The 19743-nt window shown below is 59.8% G+C and carries 17 protein-coding genes; 13 read left to right on the top strand and 4 right to left on the bottom strand.

The features are described from left to right. Positions 1-22: 22 nt before the first annotated feature. Complete coding sequence (locus M3U25_RS06170) at positions 23-841, bottom strand: MipA/OmpV family protein (RefSeq protein ID WP_355497383.1); 819 nt, start codon at positions 839-841, stop codon at positions 23-25. A 26-nt stretch (positions 842-867) separates the two neighbouring features. Further along, positions 868-2328, bottom strand: coding sequence for an efflux transporter outer membrane subunit (locus M3U25_RS06165; protein WP_355497386.1), 1461 nt, complete (start codon positions 2326-2328; stop codon positions 868-870). Positions 2329-2437: 109 nt separating this feature from the next. Here M3U25_RS06165 and M3U25_RS06160 point away from each other — a divergent pair, with 109 nt between their 5' ends. The 5 genes from M3U25_RS06160 (at position 2438) to M3U25_RS06140 (ending at position 7832) form a co-directional block, all read left to right on the top strand. Continuing rightward, positions 2438-3127 carry a response regulator gene (locus M3U25_RS06160; RefSeq protein WP_160947259.1) on the top strand — a complete coding sequence of 230 codons (690 nt, stop codon included), beginning with the start codon at positions 2438-2440 and terminating at the stop codon, positions 3125-3127. After that, positions 3124-4374 carry an ATP-binding protein gene (locus tag M3U25_RS06155; protein ID WP_355497390.1) on the top strand — a complete coding sequence of 417 codons (1251 nt, stop codon included), beginning with the start codon at positions 3124-3126 and terminating at the stop codon, positions 4372-4374. Before M3U25_RS06160 ends, M3U25_RS06155 begins: the two co-directional genes overlap by 4 nt. Positions 4375-4430: 56 nt before the next feature. After that, positions 4431-4676, top strand: coding sequence for a hypothetical protein (locus M3U25_RS06150; RefSeq protein WP_355497393.1), 246 nt, complete (start codon positions 4431-4433; stop codon positions 4674-4676). Between the two features lie 439 nt (positions 4677-5115). Beyond that, positions 5116-6948 (top strand): DDE-type integrase/transposase/recombinase, encoded by a 1833-nt coding sequence (locus M3U25_RS06145; RefSeq protein WP_355497396.1) that lies wholly within the window; start codon positions 5116-5118, stop codon positions 6946-6948. Then, complete coding sequence (locus M3U25_RS06140) at positions 6945-7832, top strand: TniB family NTP-binding protein (RefSeq protein WP_355588538.1); 888 nt, start codon at positions 6945-6947, stop codon at positions 7830-7832. The genes M3U25_RS06145 and M3U25_RS06140 overlap by 4 nt, the downstream gene beginning before the upstream one ends. 1016 nt (positions 7833-8848) lie before the next feature. On the opposite strand, the gene M3U25_RS06135 is transcribed toward M3U25_RS06140, so the two are convergent. Then, the gene (locus M3U25_RS06135) at positions 8849-9637 is read right to left on the bottom strand and encodes a hypothetical protein (protein WP_355497399.1); all 789 of its coding nucleotides are present in this window, start codon (positions 9635-9637) and stop codon (positions 8849-8851) included. 119 nt (positions 9638-9756) lie between these two features. Here M3U25_RS06135 and M3U25_RS06130 point away from each other — a divergent pair, with 119 nt between their 5' ends. The 5 genes from M3U25_RS06130 to M3U25_RS06110 all read left to right on the top strand — a co-directional run bounded on the left by M3U25_RS06130 (position 9757) and on the right by M3U25_RS06110 (position 13325). Then, positions 9757-10008 (top strand): helix-turn-helix transcriptional regulator, encoded by a 252-nt coding sequence (locus M3U25_RS06130; protein ID WP_010340403.1) that lies wholly within the window; start codon positions 9757-9759, stop codon positions 10006-10008. A 543-nt stretch (positions 10009-10551) separates the two neighbouring features. After that, positions 10552-10956, top strand: a complete 405-nt coding sequence (locus M3U25_RS06125) for an H-NS family nucleoid-associated regulatory protein (protein WP_355497402.1) — start codon at positions 10552-10554, stop codon at positions 10954-10956. A 451-nt stretch (positions 10957-11407) separates the two neighbouring features. Continuing rightward, the gene (locus tag M3U25_RS06120; protein WP_355497405.1) at positions 11408-11692 is read left to right on the top strand and encodes a hypothetical protein; all 285 of its coding nucleotides are present in this window, start codon (positions 11408-11410) and stop codon (positions 11690-11692) included. A 272-nt stretch (positions 11693-11964) separates the two neighbouring features. Continuing rightward, positions 11965-12393 carry a hypothetical protein gene (locus tag M3U25_RS06115; protein ID WP_355497407.1) on the top strand — a complete coding sequence of 143 codons (429 nt, stop codon included), beginning with the start codon at positions 11965-11967 and terminating at the stop codon, positions 12391-12393. A gap of 599 nt (positions 12394-12992) precedes the next feature. Beyond that, positions 12993-13325 carry a hypothetical protein gene (locus M3U25_RS06110; protein WP_355497410.1) on the top strand — a complete coding sequence of 111 codons (333 nt, stop codon included), beginning with the start codon at positions 12993-12995 and terminating at the stop codon, positions 13323-13325. 112 nt (positions 13326-13437) lie between these two features. Here the strand turns inward: M3U25_RS06110 and M3U25_RS06105 are convergent, their stop codons facing one another. After that, positions 13438-14178 (bottom strand): DNA/RNA non-specific endonuclease, encoded by a 741-nt coding sequence (locus M3U25_RS06105; protein WP_355497413.1) that lies wholly within the window; start codon positions 14176-14178, stop codon positions 13438-13440. Between the two features lie 829 nt (positions 14179-15007). Here M3U25_RS06105 and M3U25_RS06100 point away from each other — a divergent pair. The 3 genes from M3U25_RS06100 to M3U25_RS06090 all read left to right on the top strand — a co-directional run bounded on the left by M3U25_RS06100 (position 15008) and on the right by M3U25_RS06090 (position 19488). Then, on the top strand, positions 15008-15427 hold the full coding sequence (locus tag M3U25_RS06100; RefSeq protein ID WP_355497416.1) for a hypothetical protein: 420 nt from the start codon (positions 15008-15010) through the stop codon (positions 15425-15427). 586 nt (positions 15428-16013) lie between these two features. Then, a complete protein-coding gene (locus tag M3U25_RS06095) occupies positions 16014-16664 on the top strand; it encodes a DUF1629 domain-containing protein (RefSeq protein WP_355497419.1) in 651 nt (216 codons plus the stop codon). A gap of 43 nt (positions 16665-16707) precedes the next feature. Continuing rightward, positions 16708-19488 carry an XVIPCD domain-containing protein gene (locus M3U25_RS06090; RefSeq protein WP_355497422.1) on the top strand — a complete coding sequence of 927 codons (2781 nt, stop codon included), beginning with the start codon at positions 16708-16710 and terminating at the stop codon, positions 19486-19488. Positions 19489-19743 lie beyond the last annotated feature (255 nt).

Here is a 19743-nt window from a genome sequence, read left to right as displayed (position 1 = left end):
GTCGGCGGTGTCCCGGAAGCGATCAGAAGGTGTAGGTGAGGGTGGCGCCGCCGCCGGCACCGGCGCGGCGGCGCACCACTGGGCTGCCGTCGGCGGGGCCGACGTAGCGGGTGGCGTTGAGCAGCAGCGAGGCGGTCCAGTGCGGCGACAGCGTGTGGTCCCATTCGGCACCGACCGTGTAGGCGTACACGCCGGCATCGGCGCGGTGTGGCTGGAAGCCGCTGGCCAGGCTCTGCGCATCGGTGACGCCGAAGTACGCCTGGTTGAAGCGGCGGTCGCCGAAGTGCGCGTCCAGGTCCAGGGTCACGTTGTCGGCCGCGGCCTGCAGCAGGGTGAAGCGCGCCCCGGCGCGATAGCGGTTGCGGCGCGCGCCGTCCCTGAGCGCGAACTCGGCCTCGGCGTCCAGCGCCAGGTACGGGGTGAGTTGTTGCATGACCAGGCTGCGCGCAGTGATCGCCCCGGGCACGTCGCCCATGCCGGCCAGGTTCTTGGAGCCGGGGCGCCAGCTGCTGTTGCGCTGCAGGCGGCCGAGGTCGTAGCCGAACGACTGGCTGGCGGAGAAGCCGTGCGCCGTCTGGAACTGCACGCCGGCGCCGCGTACCGTGTCGGCGAACAGGATGCCGCGCTGTACCGAGAACACCGGCACCGCCTGCACGCGATCGTCGGCGGAACCGGCGTAGCGCGGGGTCAGCATGGCGCCGGCGCCCACGCTCAGTTGGGTGCGGTCGCCGAACAGGCCGGCGCCGGGCGCCGGGTCGGGATCTGCGGCGCGCGCGGCCGGCGGCAGTGCCAGCAAGGCCACGGTCAGCGTGGGCGACAGAACGGAGAGGACGTGTTTCATCTGGGCAACCTCGGGTGGGGGAAAGGTCAGGGCGCGTGCGGCAGCGGCACGCCGTAGAACGCGCGGAACAGTGCGATGTGATCGAGCAACAGGTCCTGGCGGGCCTGCAGGTGCGCCAGTTCGGCCTGTGCCGCCTGGATGTCGCCGGCCAGCAGTTCGGGGCGGTCCTGCAGGCCTTGCGCGACGCGCTGCTGCAGGCGCGCCACGCGCTGGCGTTCACGCTCCAGGTTGGTGCGTTCGCCGCGTGCGCGCTGCTGCAGTGCCGGCAGCGCATCCAGCGCATCGGCAACCTCGCGGAACGCCGCTTCCACGGTCTTCTCGTAGTCCGCCACTGCGCCGTCCTTGCGCAGCTGTGCGATCTCCAGATTGGCGCGGTTGCGGCCGCCGTCGAACAGCGGCAGCACCAGTTGCGGCATGAAGCTCCAGGTGCGGCTGCCGGGCATGAACAGGCCGTTCAAGGCCTCGCTGGCGGTGCCCAGCGAGGTGCTCAGCCGGATCGACGGGAAGAAGGCGGCGCGTGCGGCGCCGATGTCGGCATTGCGCGCGCGCAGCTCGGCTTCGGCCTGGCGGACGTCCGGGCGCTGCAGCAGCAACTGCGAATCGAGGTCGCGCCAGGCGCGGCCGTCGTCCTGTTCGGCGCCGGGCAACAGTTCCTGCAAGGTGCCGACGCCGTCGGGCGCGGCGTAGCCGGCGAGCAATTGCAGGGCGCGGCGGGCGGCGGCGTGGTCGCTGGCGGCCTGCTGCGCGCGCGCCTGCGCCTGGTCGTCATCGTGGCGCTGGCGGTCCAGCGCATCTTGGGAGATCAGTCCGACCGCCTGCTGGCGTGTGGCGATCGCCAGCAGCGCGGCACTGCGCTCGGCGATGGTCTGCGCCTGCTGCCGGCTCTGCAGGGCGGCGCGTTCCAGCGTGTAGGCCCGCAGGACCTCGGCGATCAACGCACCGCGCGCCGCCTGGCGACCTTCTTCGGTGGCCAGGTAGCGCTGCTGTGCCGCCGCCGACAGCGACGCCAGCTTGCCGAACAGATCCAGTTCGAAGCCGTCCACGCCGACCGCGACGGTGCTCAGCTTCTGGCCATAGCGCGCCTGCGTGGCCGCGTCGTCGTAGCTGCGGCGCGTGCCCTGGGCATCGAGGCCGAGCTGCGGCAGTTGCTGCGCGCGTTCGATGCGGTACTGGGCGCGCGCCTGCTGCACGGTCAGCACGGCATTGCGGAAGTCAGGGGCGTGGGTCAGCGCCTGGGTCACGAGGGGGACCAGGTCGTGCTGCGGCGAGAACGCTCGCAGGAACTCCTGTTCCTGCGCGGTGAGCGCGCTGTCGCTGCGCTCCGGGGCAGTGCCAGCGGTTGCGGTGGTCGCGTCCAGCGTAGGGGGCAGGGCAGGTTGCGGGCGCTGGTAGACCGGCGCCAAGGAGCAGCCACCCAGGGCGAGCGCGAGCAGGCCGAGCAGGGCGTGGGCGCGACGCGGGCGGAGCAATCGGGACGGTAGAATCATGGCGGCGGTCGGGTGATCGAACTCGACTGCCAGCATCGGCGGGCATGTTCAAGCCGCCTTCTAGGAATCTTCAAGATTCCATCAAGACGCGAAATACGGGCACCAGGCAATGCACGCGAAGAAGATCCTGCTGGTCGAAGACGATGCCGACAGCGCCAGCATCCTCGAGGCCTACCTGCGCCGCGACGGCTTCGACGTCACCATCGCCGAGGACGGGCAGAAGGCGGTGGCGGTGCACGCGCAGTGGAAGCCGGACCTGGTGCTGCTGGACGTGATGCTGCCGCGGCTCAGCGGCACCGAGGTGCTGTCCACGATCCGCCGCAGCAGCGATACGCCGGTGATCATGGTCACCGCGATGGGCGACGAACCGGAGAAGCTTGGCGCGCTGCGCTACGGCGCCGACGATTACGTGGTCAAGCCGTACAGCCCCAAGGAAGTGGTGGCGCGGGTGTATGCAGTGCTGCGCCGCGCCGGGCCGGCGCGTGCCAGCGAGGAGCCGCTGCGCCACGAGCGGCTCACCGTGGACACCGCGGCGGTGCGCGCCACGGTACGCGCTGCCGACGGCCAGGAAGTGGCGCTGGAGTTGACCCCGACCGAATTCAACATCCTGGCCACGTTGATGAAGACGCCGTTCAAGGCCTTCACCCGCAGTGAACTCCTGGAGATCTGCCTGCCCGACAGCGATGCGCTGGAGCGGGTGGTGGATGCGCACGTGCACAACCTGCGCAAGAAGCTGGAACACGAGCAGGTCACCGGCCTGCTGGTGACGGTGCGCGCGATCGGCTACCGCTTCCGATGAACTGGTCCTGGTTCCGCCGCAAGCGCCACGCGCCGCTGTGGCAGTGGGTGGGCTTGCGCATGAGCGCACTGGCGGTACTGACCATTATCGCCATCGCGCTGGGCATGGTGCTGCGCTTCGCGATCTGGGACGTCTCCACCCTGAGCCGCCTGCCGCCGCAGGCGCGGCAGGAGATGCTGCAGCTGCGCGAGGATCCGCACAGCAATGCGCGGCGCCTGTGGGAACTGTTCGAAACCTATTACGACGTGGCCGACTTCCTGCCCGGCCTGGCCAGCCGCGACTGGTGGCTGCTGGCCGGCATGGTGCTGGCGTCGATCCCGGTGATCGTGGTCTGCGGCCTGCTCGCCTCGCGGCCGCTGTCGCGGCAATTCTCCAACGTGGCCGAGGCGGCGCGGCGCATCAGCGACGGCGATTTCGCCGCGCGCGCCCGGGTGGTGCCCGGTGCGCCCGACGAACTGGCCGGGCTGGCGATCGACTTCAACGGCATGAGCGCGCAGCTGCAGCAGTACGAGCGCGAAGTGCGCGAGTCCAGCGCGATGCTGGCGCACGAACTGCGCACCCCGCTCAACGCGGCGATGGGGCGAGTGCAGGGCATGCTCGACCAAGTGTTCCCGAGCAGCGAGGAGCAACTGCGCATGGTCCAGCGCCAGCTGGAGCAGATCAATCGCCTGGTCGGCGACCTGCACCTGCTGTCGATGGCCCGCGCCAACCAGTTGATGCTGGAACCGCAGCGGTTCGCGCTCGGTGCGCTGATCCGCGAACGCCTGACCTGGGCCGCGCAGCCGCTGCAGGAGGCCGGCATGCACGTGCAGGTCCGCATCCCCGAGCAACTGCACATCAGTGCCGACCGCGACCGCCTGGGCCAGGTGTTGTCGGTGCTGATCGACAACGCACTGCGCTACGCCGCGGCCGGCGGCGAACTGGCGCTGGAGGCGCAGGCCGATGCCGATGGCGTGCTGATCCGCGTCGCCGATCGCGGCCCCGGCGTCGACGAAGAAGCCCTGGCACGCATGGGCGACCGCTTCTGGCGCGCCGACGACTCGCGTGCGCGCCATTCCGGCGGCAGCGGCCTGGGCCTGTCGATCGCCGCGGCCATCTGCCAGGCGCACGGCGGTGCGCTGGAGTTCGCCAACCGCGAGGGCGGCGGACTATGCGCCCAGGTGCGGTTGCCGTCCGGGTTGGCAGGTGATGCGGGCGCGGGTCGCAGCAGTGCGCCTGCGCCACATCCGCGCAAACGGCAAGCGTGAGATCGGTGCGGTAAAGTCCGCTGCACGAACGGAGACGTTCAGTCCTAGGCTTCCACGTGAGTACCGCATTGGACACCAACCGTCAGCGCCAGGCCGTCCCAACGGGCAAGACCGCCGAGGAATGGCAAGAAATCGAGCACGCGGCCATCCAGGAATTACAGCGCCGGGCAGACGAGGCGCACGCGACCGTGGTTGCGTTGCTGGATCGCCACGGCGGCAACTTCAGTGCCAGGCAGATGTCGCAGATACTGTCAGTGTTCCCAATTCCTGTCACTCGGAAAATTGGCTTGGGAAACAAATAATTAGCAGCGCCATCAGACGGTTGACTAGGCATCACGGAAGCAGGTTGAGCTGGCAGAGACATCATCTTGGCGCAAATTCGCTGATAGGGACGCTATCTTGGCACCCAGCGAAGATCACCGCTTGCGTAGTGGTACTACCCATTCCCCACCCGAAAAATCGACAACATTTTCGGAAAAACATAGCAAAAATTCATGCGCTTCAATAACTTGCATTGATGCCGCGTGCGCTGTGTGCTATCACCCCGGAACCTAAGGCGTCGGGAGTCATTAGCGTGGCTTGATTCGGTAACCGCCCAGGCTGAAACGACGAATGGCACGGGTTGCAGCCCGTGCCATTCAGGAAATGATCGGTTGGTGCCCGATTTGTTCAGCCTCCCACTTTACTCTCCCGTCGTCAAGAGGGCTGGGCGGTTGCTGTCTTCGGCCGGAGGGCTGGGCGATGGCTGCAATAAAAAGAGTGGCAGGAATTGTTCCTGATTTGCTAATCAAGGAGGGGTTGCTGGCGGTATGTGGTGGCCGGGCAGTAGTAGTTGTGGGCATCCACTCCGAAGGGCGGATTCATCTGAAGGTTGAGGGTACGTCCGAGTTCCTTTGGGCGGACGTCAGCATGATCGAGCCTTTTCGAACCGAACGTCAGGAAAAAAGCGTTCGAGATATAAGCGCCTCGGATCCGAAAACTGAACAGGAGGCCCTCCGATGGTATGAAGCGCTCATGAGCCTCGCGCGTAGGGGGACTGGCGCAGTCAAATTGACCGACTGCATTGAAGTCGCACGAGAAATGGGTGTTCATCCACGTACGGTGAGGCGGCGGCTGCGAGTTCATCGCGAGAATCCGACGCCGGGTTCGCAGCTGCCATCTATCCCAGGGCCAAGCCCGGGAAGTCGTCGCCTAGCTCCGGTCGTAGAGAGCTTGATCAACAAGGCTATCGAGGAGGTCTACCTAACACGCGAAAAGCGCCCCGTCGTTGCTGTCGTTCGGCGCGCTGCAGAGCTCGCCCGTGAGGCTGGGGTTTGTGCTCCTGGGAGGAAAGCCGTTCTCGCACGTATATCCAGCCAGGATCCTATGTATACCGCGAAAAGGCGCCTAGGATTTCACGATGCTCATGCACTACAGGCCCCTTCAAACGCGAGATTAAAGGTATCAAGATCACTTGAGGCTGTTCAGATCGACCATGCCCTTGTTGACCTGGTAGTCGTTTCTGGAACGACCAGAAAGCCAATCGGTAGACCGTGGCTAACTGTAGCAATCGATGTCTATACCCGCTGCATTCTAGGCTACTACCTTAGTTTCGATACTCCGAATCAGACGTCGGTAGCGCATGCATTGGAGCATGCGTCCTTCCCGAAGCAGGCCTGGTTGAAGCGACTCGGACTTGATGTTGCTTACCCAATGTTTGGCAAGATGGAATGCATTCATTGGGACAACGCAAAGACCTTTCAGGCGAAGGAAGTCAAAGCGCAGTGCGAGCGGTATGGAATTCGAATCCAAGAACGGCCTGTTAGGAGTCCTCATTACGGTGCATATGTTGAACGCGTGATAGGAACCATGATGGGGGCCGTCCATCTTCTTCCGGGAACTACTTTCTCTAATGTAAAGGCGAGGGGGAACTATCAATCTGAGAAACGTGCGGCGATGTCTTTACACGATCTGGACCGCTGGCTCGCCGAAGAAATTGCCGGGAAGTATCATAATAGGCCTCACACGGGTCTTGGAGGAACCACTCCAGCTGCTGCATGGGATGCGGCCTGGCGAGACGCCAGCGGCCGTCCGATCATTCCTGCAATCATTGCTGATGCACGCTCCTTCGTTGCGGGATTCTTGCCTTCTGTTTCTCGGAAAATTCGTCGGACAGGAATCACGATTCACGGCCTAAACTATTGGGACCCGTGCCTCACTCCCCTGATCAACGATCAAAAGTATCATCAAATTCACTTCAGTCAGAGAGACCTTACAAAGGTGTATCTGCGACAGGGAGATCGTTTCATTGATGTGCCATTGCTTGACAGGTCACAGGGCGAATTCTCCTTATGGGAGCTGCGGGAGGCTAGGGCTGAACTGAGAGCGAAAGGGAAGCTGGCGTCCGAAGAGAGTGAGATGTTTGAGGCCATTCGGAGGCAAAGAAGCATTCAGATCGAAGCGGAATCGTCATCTAAATTGGCTAGGCGAAAGGTTGCGAGGACACCGAATTCGAAGCCAAAACCTTCAAGTCCAGCAGTTGACTATACCCAAGAGGTTACCGCATTCAACTGGACTGACGGGGTGGTCGGATGATGGCCCGAAGCGAAAATGAGAGTGGCCCTCTTTCCGAGAGGGCATACATGGGAAGGCAGAGAAGTCTTGAGCATTCGTTCCGCTTCATACCTCATCCAGCAGCCGTCAAGTATCTAAAATTATTAAGCCACCTAAGAACGGTAGAGGCTGGGCGCGATCGTCCGAAATGTGTTCATCTCGCCGCGGGGCCAGGCTGTGGGAAGACGCGTTTGCAGATGCATTATCTGGATCAGGTTGCGCCACCATCGAACGAGCCTGCGGCTAGGCGAAAAGAAGTCATTTACGTGGAAGCGCCATTTGATGGATACCATAGCAAGCTAGCACGTTCAATAGTGGATGCGTGTCTTCCTGGTGCACAGATGGCTGGAAAGCCCTCGGCGATGTGTGAAAAAGCGCTAGATCTACTGTCTTCTTCTGGCGTTAGGCAGCTGCTAATAGATGAAGCAGGGAATTTTCTGAACGCAGGAAGATCAACACAACAGCAAACTTTAGCATTCATCAAAGCGATTTCAAATCGAGGGGTGACGATCTCTATCGCCTCCACTATGAATCTGGTGAATGTTTTATCGGCCGATGAGCAACTTCAGTCAAGATTTACGCGAATTGAAATTCCGATGTGGGAGGAGTCGCAAGAATTCAGATCTTTCCTGGTTAGCGTTGACAAAGAGTTAGGCCTTCCGCAGTCGTCTGGATTGGATGATAAAGCTACCGTTAGATGGCTTATAGCGCACGGTTGCTGCTCAACAGCTAAAATTCTTGAGGTCATTTCCGGAGCCAATAGGATTGCCATCGCCAGGGGGCTTACTCGCATTGACATTGAGTTGCTCGAGATCGCATTGAGTTATGGCCATGTTGGCGAAGGAGGGCGCAATGGAAATCCTTGAAATTCCCGTATTTTCATCCGTCTATCCTGGCGAAAGCGTGCGCTCATGGCTTGACGCTACTCGAATACTTCTAGGCATCAGTGAGGCTGATTGGTGGGCTTGGTGCGTTTGTGACCCTGCTGAGCCTGAGCGGCCCTTGTACAAAAGAGAGTGGACCGATTTACCCTCAGGATTGGGGCGTGCGCTTGATGTGCCAGTCGATTTTAGGGTCGCCCCAGAATGGCGGGACATATGCTGTCCGCTTTGCGTGGAAAAAACGAAATCCGGTGTACTAAGGCATCCGGTACTCGCTGCTTGGCTTGACGTAAGAACTATCTGCTGCGAAGAACACGATCTTCTTCTCTACCATCGAGCGCTTTCGATAAAAGTAGATATTTCTGAAGATCCAGAACTTTTGCGATGGTGTGGATGGCTAAAGGAGTGGCGAACTGATGAAAAACTAGATCTCTTGGACCGCCGCCTTCGGCGAGACTTGGCGTTAGCGGCCGCACGAAATTGGGGATGTATCTCGGGTCCGATCGCTAGTGTTGGCTCTAGCTGGGTTCTCGCGGAGAAAGGTTGGGTTCGAACCGGTCGGGGCCGTCTTTACCCACCTGGTCGCCCTAGTCGGATTGGAATGCTGGCCCCGATAGATCGCTTATCGGCCCTGTACGCCGCGTGGCGGGCCTGGCTTGCCTTGCGGACGGAGACGGGAGTCAAAATTCCAGATTGGCCCATTGAAGCATGGGTTTGGCTAGAAAGACGTTGGCGGTCGCGCAGATGCGAAAATCTTTCCGCGAAAATGACTAATATCGCTATCGCATATTCACGCAAGCACTTTGACGTGCGCGCCGCGCCGTTACAACCCTTCGATTGAAAAATCGAATGAGGCTTATGGAATCCGGATGCAATTGGCGAAGCGTTAGTAGCTTCGATTTCAGGGCAGAGTGGACTAAGTGGCTTGGTCCACTCTGCCCGACACTGCTAATATTCTGCGGGATGGTCGCCGAAACGGCAATGGCGCGAGCTTCCTTGCTCTATTCGTCAGCGGATTGCCGATCTGAATCCCAAGCGGAAGTGTTTAAAATCTGTAGGCTTGGTACCTCGCGCCAGTAGGCCCTGCCGAGGGGGGCGATATGCTTCAAGAATACCTGAGAGAGCAGAGATTGCCGAGCGGTCGGCGAAGGTGGGAAGCAATATTGTGCTGGCCCTACTGCATGTTGATGGAATTGATGTGCCAGCCATTGGCTACGTCTGCGCAGTTCCCCCAGAAGTGTCAGAGCAGTCATCTGGTCATCTCCGTCCGTGCGTAGAAAAGCGGCTGCAGCTCCACGCACGGCATACCAGCCTAGATAGCGACGTCTGCACAGGCTGTGGTCTTGCCAGTGGGGATGTACATGCGTGATGAGCGCGCGTAGCGCGCCCAGTTGATGGCGCGCCAACAAGTCGGCCATGTGGGCCTCGGACTCAGCATCGATGAGTTGCCGCCACAACCACAGGCGAGCCACGTCAGCGGCGGGCTGCGTTGCAATACTATTGATGATGACAAGTAAGTGGGCAGACAAGTCCGATGTGTCGCCAACCGTGTCCGCGTAGTGCCAGCCCCAGGGATCGAGCACGTTTGGCGCAGAAGCAGTGGGCTTTAGGACTCCGGCGCGCGCCAGTTCCTCTAGCAGCAAGCGAGAGAGTGTGGGTGTAGGACTTATCGGCGCCGATTCCTGCGCGGCGCGCACGAATGCATACCAAGCAGTCGCACGTACTAATTGCAGGGCAGGCATGCCCATGCCATGCAGCACGTCGACATATTCGCTACCCGTCTGACTCATCTGACCTCCTGGTGAGGCTTAGCCAAAGGCTAGCAATCATCGCCAGATCAGTCCACATGATTTTCATGTATTCGGTGAGTGCCTCATAGATTTCAGGCCGCGCTTCTCTCCCCGCGGCTATGAGTTCAAAGACCATCTATCGTGCGGACTACCGAGCACTCGTACTCGGCTTGCGGCAGCAGCGTGAGGCTTTAGGCCTGTCGCAGACCGATGTGGCGCGGGCATTGGGTTGGCCGCAACAACGCCTGTCTGCTGTGGAGGCCGGGGCACGGCGACTGGACGTCGTGGAGTTTGTTGATTTGGTCGGAGCGCTGGGCATGACGCCAACCGCCGCGCTGCGATTGCTGACTGTCAAAGTATCCGCGCAATAGTGGCTTTAGTTGAGCTGACCTGAAGTAGCGACATGGCTAAGCCTGGATAAAGCAGCCGGTAATGCGCTGAGCCGAGTCCGTATTGGTCCGACTAGGATCCTATCACTAGATTGGGGATAGATCGAATCGCAGCTCTGGCAACCAAGTCTCAAATCGCTATTACTCTGTATCTTTAATTCAAAAATTTGAGTCACTCTTTGCCTTCAATTTTGCGACTATTTTGGGGGATCGCGCCGCTTATGGAGCATAGCAGGTTTAAGCCTAGAGCACATTAGTATATCTTTGGTGTACTCTTTGATCTTGGATAAATTGTCATTGTCTCCAGATGTCGAAAGTACTCGCTAGGATGCCCATTGGCAGGGCGAAGTACATAATGGCTAATGCACTAGAGCGTTGGCTTGATGGCTTCGTTTGGGTTAGGCTGATTAGCATCTGTTCGACTCAAACATCATCAGCTAAGCAGTGATAACGAAAATTTGTTGCAACCAATGTTTAAGGCGGTTAGGCTTTAGCCTGGGAAAGTTTCTATCTTTTTGATCACAAATGAATAAGTTATCTCTTACAGCCATCTCTAGCGCAAAATCTAAGATCCAAGATGAAATCCGGAAGCTTGAAGAGCAGGAAGTTGCTCTCCGCCAAGAACAGGCCGCATCGGCTTTAACAGAAATCATCGGCTTGCTGTCACAGTACAGCAAGCACTTCACCCCGAAACAGAGGGCCGAGTTGGCGGTTGCCATTGGAGCCAGCAGCCCGGGCCGTCCCCGCAAGGCTGCTCCCGCCCAGGCAAAAAAGGAAGTCGCGCCTAAATATTGGCTTCCCCATACCCAGGAGACTTGGTCTGGCCGCGGACGCACTCCCTTGGCGTTCAAGGCGTGGGAAGGCACCGCGGCCTACAAGCAGTGGAAGGCCAGCCACCCGGAAGAGAAGTTCCCCAAGTATCCGGGCTGAGCGGCAAGGGGGATGGATGTGGGGTGTCCGAGGAAGTTGGGAGCCTCTGACTTGTCCTGAGCTCCCCAGCGACGGGCCAAGGAGCGCCGAGTAGGTCGAGGGACGACCGCTTGCCGCTTGGTCGTCAGGCGGGAATCTCGCAAGCGAAGAAATCCAACGTCTGTCTCAGAATTTGAAACAAGGACCGGTAAGATGGCGCCGCCAAGGAGCCACACGTTGCGGCTGCGGGACCCACAACCCAATCAATGCTCAAGGACGAAGCTATGCCGAACCCCCACGTTCGAGCCGCCCGCCGTTTCGGCGGTGCCTGCCTTACCGGCGCGCTAGCGGCCTTCCCCAGTGTGGCGGTTACCCCGAAGCGGCAATATGGGCCGCCGTATGTCGGGGATTCCAGCAATGGTTCGCAATCGATAGTTGCGTGCACTTAGGTTCCAATCTTGATGGGTAGAACGTGGCTAAGAAAACAGAATTTCAGCGGGCCGCGGGCAAGCTTATCTCTGCCATTCAAACGGAATGGGGCGAGGAGCTTGGTGAGAAAAATGCGGATTTCTCGGAAGATGTTATGAATGCTGCGCACGACATCCTGCAATGCAGGAGCTCTGAAAAATTAAGAGACGTGTTGGTTGGGAAGAACGTTAGACAGCATCTGGGGGATGTTTGGGTGCAGCGGCATCCCAGCGTGAAGCCCGCTATTGCGGAATTGGAACGAGTCATTGCCGCTGACTTGGGGGCATAACAGGGCGCGGGGTTTTCTGACACTGCGATGAGCGTCTGGCTGATCGAACTGTCGAGGCATTGATGGCAACATGTTCCCATCGTCCAGGCCACTTCACCCACCATGGCTGGGGGACGGAGGCCAGAACCTCCACCTAAGCGCCGACGATCAAAGGCCCCGCATGCGGGGCCTTTGCTTTTCGCCCGGCTGGATTGGGGGCTTGAGATCGGTCAGGTGGGGAGGGCGGCGTGACGGCGTATGATCCCCGGGTAATTGTTAACAGGGAGCCGATAATGTCTAACACTGTCAAACTTGCTACTGCCCGCGAGCTGGCCGCCGCCGGCAGCGTTCGCGATACTGTCTTGGTAGGTAAGGAGGGGGGCTATGTAGTGCTGTTTAAGATAGGCATGCAGGAACGTACGTTGGCCACTAAGGACGGCGCCCCTCGTTTGTTCTCCGGCCTCGATGCGGCGGTTCGCGTTCTACGAGGACAACTTGGCATTGCCCACTACCATGTAGATGCCAGTGGCTTTGCCATCGGCGAAGCCACACGGCGCCGAAGGCCCGATCGCGCGGCGGCGCTTAAGCGAACGTATGCCGATGCGGCCTACCTGAGTCACCTGCAGGAGCGAGCCGACGCTGGCCGACGTGATCCAGTTCGTTTCACCAATGATCAGGCACGCGAGAAGGTGAGATTGCTGCGGGAAGGACTCGGCAGCTAATGGCGGTCAACTGGACAGGGCGAGCGGCCGATCAGCGACTGGATCTCTTTTAAAAGTTCAACGGACAAAATCCCGTGGCCGCAGTCCGGCAGGACAGCGCCATTGATGCGCTGGCCCGTAGGCTAGACGACTTGGTGACCTACGAAAAGCTAGCGGAAAGGACACAGTGGATTCCCGTGAAGGGCTACTGCGTCGTTATGCTGTACGAGCGCGACCCGCAGACAGGAGACGCCACAGTGCTGGATATGACTGCTATACAGACAAACTTGAAGCCCACCGCAGACTGAGCGTGCTTGCCCGTAGCGATGTGCTGGCCGCCGCCGCAGGCTGCGCCTGGTCGACGACGCCGGCGGCGACGTCGCGCTGATGCTGTCTTGCCCGGGCCAGCGCCAGGCGCTGCCCAACCGCGGCGCCGCAGGGGGCGTGAACGGCCTGGCCGTTGACCACCGTCGCTAGGAATTGGCGTGTGATCGCTTGCTGCGAGCACCCCAGCAGCTGCAGCATCCTGTAGACGGTTTTTCCATACCTCTGGGCGGCGCTTGCGCCCCCTTTAGCCCAGCAGTAGCTTCTACCAAGCCGCATACCTCAAGGATCGACTGATGAAAACCTTCTCCGGAATAGTGATTGGGGTGGCCATGATGGCCGCCGGCTTACCCCCGCTCGCTAAGGCGGCGGAGCCGACATTGAACCCGGCCGACGTCATCGAGGGTATGGGGGAGGGCGTTCCCGCCGGCAAAGAAAACGTCAGCCTGTCGCCGCTGTTCAAGGCCTACGTGTTCGAAAAGGCAGGGCTCACGTTCGTTCAAATCAACTCGCTGAAGGACGAGGTGATCACCGTCATCGTCGTCACGCCTGGTGCCGAATCCCGACTTCCGATTGGCTCCGCCGCGGGCCAGCCGTTGCTCGTACTCAAGGGCGACGCGACCAGTTGAGCGGGGGCTCCCGATTGAGTGGTCTCTCGCTGTAACTGTCCCTTGCGAGCAAAGAGAAAGCCCCAGGTCGTGACCTAGGGCTTTCGAGAAGACGTGGTGTGCCGGCGCGTGCTTAGCTCAGATCGCAGTTACTCGGCAGCTTCCAGGTCGCCGCTGGCAGCATGTTCTTCACCGCAGACGATGCAGTGATGCCAACGCTGCTGACGCCGATGAGGTCTTCCAAGTCAGCGATCGACACGATGTAGTCGTCCAGGCTTCCCAGGCCGGTCTGGTTGGGGATGATCCAACTGATGGCCTTCTCGGCTCCCGTACTCGGGTCCGTGGTGATGATCGTCTTCCAGAAGTATTCAGGCGTGCGGATGCCGTGGCTAGACAGGAAGTAGTCGTTGGATGTGTCGCCGAAGACCAAACCGCCGTAAACCTTCACCGGCTTGATATCGCGGTAGCACTCGGCGACGTTTTCTGCTTGCACCCAGATGCCCTGATTGAAGCCGGACACCTGAGGCACGATGTTGGACATCAAGTTCGCGCGAAGGATGTAGGTCGAGTTGTAGTCCATGTGGTTCGACGTGACCAGGTGACCGCGATCGTAGCCCGAGCGCACGCTCGCGTAGGACTTGGTCGAGGTCTGGCCGCCGCAGCCGCTCGGCAGGGTGGTGTCGAGCTTGAAATCGGACGGACGAGCCGCGGAGCCGGTGTCTGCGTTGAGCGAGTATTCGTAGCGCGTAGCGGTGTGCTCGGCGCAGTCGTAGGTCAAGATGAAGCCGCCTTTGTTGAGCGTAACGACCTGGGCCTGCGCTGCAGCGCTGGCGATGGTGAACAGGAAGACGGTGAGGAAGATCCGGAATCGCATAGTGCACTTCTCCATGTGATTAGGCAGGCCGCACGAACCCAGCAAACACGGACAAGGGCCGTGCCTGTTGAGAGACGCACGAATTGGCAGAGGTAGAGCAGACAGCCAAGACCGGCTCGATGCCGGTGCGGTGGGAGATACGGCAACCGCGCCCCTTTGCCACGGAGTGGCACGCGGTTGCGATATGTATCTAACAGCGGGCTGAGCGGGTCAACTGCGGATTAGCTAAGTTGTGACTCAGCTTCAAGACTTCAGCGCTGTAATTTTTCATCCACTGCAATGCAATGATTGGGCTTGGCGATGTTGAACACTACAAGTGATCGGCTTTAACGTATGACATGGAGGTTCATGCGGGTTATAGAGGGCAGCTCCCGAACAAAAGCGAAGTCCGATGTTGCTAGTGCCAGTCTCGTTGATCCGCTATCCGTCAGCTTGTTAAATGAACTCGGAATGCCTACCCTCGACTCCAGTCAAGTGGGCTGCCATGCGGTCTGCTGTGGATGGTTATATAACCTGAGCTAGGGCGCCAATGATGAAAAACGTTGCAACTTCCATAAATATCGGAAATAAAGAGTTACTTTCTAAGTGCGAGGACTTATATAGAAATCTCGATCAGGTCGCCAAGGTTGCAATTGGAAGCGCATACGTACAGCACCTCATACCGCTTGTCGACTTCAGCGGCTACCTTAGGCTAAGCGACGATTTTCCTGACGGCTATACGACGATGATAAGCGCTGACGACCTCAACACGTATCTCAAAGGCGGAGAATACGGCGAGATGGTTCGAAGGCAATGCTTGGTAAGTATATGCGCCAGCATGGAGTCCTTCGTGAGCACGTTGTTCCCAATCATTGGATTGCAGGAATCTGATGGTGAAAAGTATGGCGAGTTCGCAAAGGAATTCGATATCGGAATGCAAAACGGAAATAAGGTGCTGAGGAAAATATATTACATATACAGACACCTCAAATTAGCGCTAAAGTTTAAAACATCTAACTGGGAAAACGCCCAATGCCCGCAAATGCTGGATGAGATGTTTGCGATCCGTCATGTGATAGTTCATTTTGGTGGAATGGTGGAAAAGCAAGTTCATCATGAACGCATCGGTCGATCATTTAAAGCGGAAAATGGTGAGATAATGCTGTCGTCGAACTCAATTGATGATTTTGTTCATCGCGTGACGATTAATCTGCATAGCCTTATAAAGCATATTGATTCATACATGACTTATTCCTGGAAAAATTTATGATCGCCTGGTAGATTCGTGTAAATCTGCCGTGCAATTATTATATTAAATTTGCGCGTCAGATGGGTTGCGATGCTCTAAGGAGCAGCGCCGCGGCCCGACCATTCAGATAAGCGGATGCAGTGACGCAGGGTTATTAAGCCTTAGGGCCGGCCGTCCGTTCCTGATAGGAAGCTGACATCGAGAGCAGGAAGCTAGAAAGATTTATCGATTCACCGCGGTAGGTAAAGCTAAACAGGCGAATAGGGATTAGGGAGCGTTATCGGGGTTAGCACGGATGCCCGCTTTGGGACTGAGGCGGACCTCGGTCGTTTGCCTGGCAGGCGGGTATCACCTACACACTAGAGCGGCGTTGAGTGGAGCATCGGACGAAGAGTTCCAACAGGATGTGGATGGCGCAGCCACCATCGCCAACACGACAGTCGAGGGGGAGTTGGCGGTGATTCCGCTTGAGGTGCCCGAACAGGCAACTGAGGCTCGGGCGGGTACGTCGGGCTGCGCACGACCGACCTTGTCCGCGATACTTTCTCAAGCTACGATCAGCCTGATCCAATGTGCTGTTCTACCCCCGCATCCATGATGGAAGCCCATGAACGAGCAGACTGCCATCCCCGTTTCGGTTGACACGGATTCCCACCAGGGCGAGTTCTACTTTCTAGAACCCAGCCGCTGGAATGATGGCATCGGGCATGGCCTGCAGTTTGCCAACGAAGCGGCGCTCTGCCGGCCGGGTATGCATACGGTCGATCCACCCAACGGCGACCCAGCCCAGTACCCCGAACGACCTCACTTGGTGCATGTGCCGGCTGAAGGCGGATTGCCGCGTGATTTCGAGGTCTACGCCAGCATCTGGATTGTTTCGCAGGCGTTGAAAGACGTCTTCGATGCGGTGGACGCGCAAGGGTTTGCTTTTGCTGCGTGTGACTTCACGCTCGCAGATGGCACTCCTGGACCGCAGTACTACCTGTGCGATGTGATTCGCGAGCTGGACGCGCTTGACGTCCCAGCTTCCCGGGTGAAGGTCAAGATGGAGTATGACTTCATCACTGATCAAGAAGTGGAGTTCTACAGCATTGCCGGTGGTGCTTCGCTGGTGTTCAAGAAAGAAGTTGTCGGCGGCGCACACATTTTCCGTCAGCCCAATAGTGGGTTTGACCCCATTTGCGACCGAGTGATGTTCGACGCCCTCAACCACGCGACGTTGGACGGTATACGACTGCAGGATGCTTCAGCGCTGTAGGCCAGCCATCCCCTGAAATGGACTTCTAAGCGGGAGTTGACCGATGTCTGATGAACCGCGTTTCCGAGGACACCATATCTTCGAGCAGGTCGCGTACAAGGAAAGCCGGCTGCTTCAGGAGCTGGCCAAGCGCGGTCTTTTCCACCTGCACGATGAAGGCAATATCCTGAATTTGCCGATCAACGACGAACTGGCCGCAAAAATGGGGATTTCACCTCATCATGGCGGTCCGCTGGGCAGCTACTCCAAACAACTTGCCACGTTGCTTAAAGACCTGGAGGCAACTCCCGATGGAAAGGCCACGCTCGGCAAGCTGGGAACACCCGAACAACAGGCTGCGGCCGCCGAGCGCATGGGGGCTCGCATAGCGAACCTCGAGCGTACCCTGCGGGCCGGTCTGGTGAACGGTGACCTGTTCACAAACGCGCCAGAGGGCATGTCCACGGAAGTGGCCAACGCCAAGAACCGCGTGTTCTTCGGTGACGTCGATGGCTACGAGCACGCGCACACCGAGCAGATCAACGAATTCAAGGCCATGAGGCCAGACGAGCTGCGCTGGCGCGCTGTGACCCAGTCCGAAGCTAACGTCAATCTGGCGCTGGAAGAATTAAAAAGGACCAACGCGCCCGCGCTTAGTCCACGCTGGGGTGGGCATGAATCGTTGGGCACCGCGATTGAAGAAGCCAATCAGGCCGGCCGCCTGCGGCTTGCAGAGCACACTGCGGCTAACGTTCGCAACGCCTTCAATCTTGAAAAGCCGCTCACCACCACGCGACCTGCACCCGCGCTCGGCCCTGGTGCCAGAGCTTCGGAAGTGGCCAGTCATGTGGGAAAACCCAGCTCCAGCGCATCGGATCTGGCTGGCAATGCAGGCAGGGTCGGTGCAACCGAAGGCGCGGCCAGCGAGGCGGCGGCCGTGGCGGCGCGCGGACGTATCAGCGGTGCCGGCATGCTCACCGCTGCCGGCGTCGCCGCGTTGGCAGTGGACTTTGCGGTGACCGGCCACCGCGTAGTTGAGTTGCGCTCGCAGGGCAATCAGGCTGGCGCGGACTCGGCTACCACCCACTTTGTCGGACGTACCGCCGGCGGCATTGCCGGTGGCGTCGGCGCGGGCTTTGTGTACGGGCTGATTGCCGGCTCGGAGACCGGTCCAGGTGCTGTGGTGACCGGCGTGGTGGGCGGCGTGGTCGGTGGGTTCGCAGGGGAGTACTGGGCGCAACAGGAAGACAAGAAGACCGTCTATACCCAGGTGGACCGCAGCGGCAACGAATGGACCCGAGACCCGGAAAAGCCTGACAGCCCCTGGACCCGCACGGTAGTTGCGCCCACGCCCGAAGGTGGCTTCCGCGAATTGCGGATGGTCGCCGGCGGACGGCTGGTGGACGAGCTGAATTACAAATCGGCCAATGATGCCTATTCGCTGGGCCTGGCCAACCTGCCCGAGCCAAAAGATCCGTTCCGCATCGACGCCAGCGGGGGACGCACCCCGCCGCCGCAGCCGTTTGAAACTAGCCGCCATTACGTGCGCAACCCGCAGAACGGCGAATGGAGTCTTTCCATCCATGAGGTGATTGATGGACGCGTTCCGGTCGACCGCTCGGTGGCGGTAAGCCCGGAAAAGTCGGTGCAGTTGGAAGCGGAATCATTGCGCATCATTGCCCAGAACGCGGCCAACACGCCCGGTGCACTCGCCGCCCGCTACCAGGTAGCGTATGAGCAGTACGGCTGGCGCGACTTCGCCTACATTGAACCCGTACCCGAGGTGATCACCAACGCTCAGACCCAGCAACTGCCACTGATGGCCTCGGACGGCCACGAATACACGTTGGGCGGCGATGGTAAATGGACAACCCCGGGCACGCTCTTCGGCACGAACACCGCCGAAGGAAACGTGCTGGAAGAGTTGAACCGCACTCGCCAGAGCCAGGAGGCGGGCGTGCAAGAACTATTCACCATGGCCCAGATTGCCCGCGACAATCCCACCCCCACCGAGTTGAGCCTGCGCGACCAAGTGATTTCAGGCTACCGCGCTGCCGGCATTGCCCGAACGCCCGAAGAGATTGACGCCGCCGTGTACGCAGTGACCCAGGACCATGCACGCGACATGACCGAGCGCATGCCGTATTTCCTGCAGGTGCAGAAGGATGGCTCGTTGGTCACCTTGGCAGGCAAGGATGATGAGCGGATGGAGATCAAATCCGTAACTACGCCGGAAGAGATTGCACAGGCACAGGCACGCCGCGCGACTGCTCAGGAGGCGCAACCGCCGGCCAACGTGACGCCCACTGTCCCCGACACGCCCGCACCCGCATCGAGCGGACCTGCGTCGCATGACACTGCACCTGCCACACAGGACAAGGTCGAAGTTGATCGCCGCCACGGCATGGCACCACGCCCGGAAGACGCCGGGTTGGTGGAGCAGTTGCGCTCATCTGTGGCCAGCCTGGATGAAAAGCACAACAAGCCGTGGGACGACAGCAGTGATCGCCTGCTGGCGAGTGCTTACCGGATGGCGGCCGAAGCCGGGTTCAAGCCCGGCGACAAAGTGGACATCGCGTTGAGTGAAGCGACCGAAACACGCATCGCCGGCAGTACCCTGTTCGTGATGCGTTCCGGGCCAGGTGCGTCGCCGGACTCGGCGGCAAACCGGGCGCATATGCCGACTCAGGAGGCATTGGCGGCTGCGCCCGAGCAGCAGTATGCGGCCGCCAACCAGAGCCGGGCGGCGCAGCAACAGGATCGTGCGCAGGAACTAGCGCAAGTGCAGAACCAGGATCAGCAGCAGCGGGATGAGCATACGCGGCAAGGGCCGAGAATGGCTTGATCCCTGTGCTCGATCAACCGTACTCCCGGGCTCTGCCCGGCTGCCGCGGGCGAACCCCGACTCGCTTTTCTCCTGTAACCAGGAGGTGGCAAAAAAGATTTTCGCTTCTGGCCGATAGCGAATGTTGGTCCGGAGTGCAGGGCAGGTCATCCAAACCGATGCCGCTTCACGGCGTACTTCAGCTCAAACGGTAAGTGCCTCGTCATAGTCCCAGGGCGTGGCGCGATCATGCTGGAAACAGCTATCATGCCAACC

The organism is Xanthomonas sp. PPL134, assembly GCF_040595915.1.
GTDB classification, from domain to species: Bacteria; Pseudomonadota; Gammaproteobacteria; order Xanthomonadales; family Xanthomonadaceae; genus Xanthomonas_A; species Xanthomonas_A indica.
Note: the sequence above shows the minus strand (reverse complement) of the source record. Positions and strands in the feature narration are given on the sequence as shown.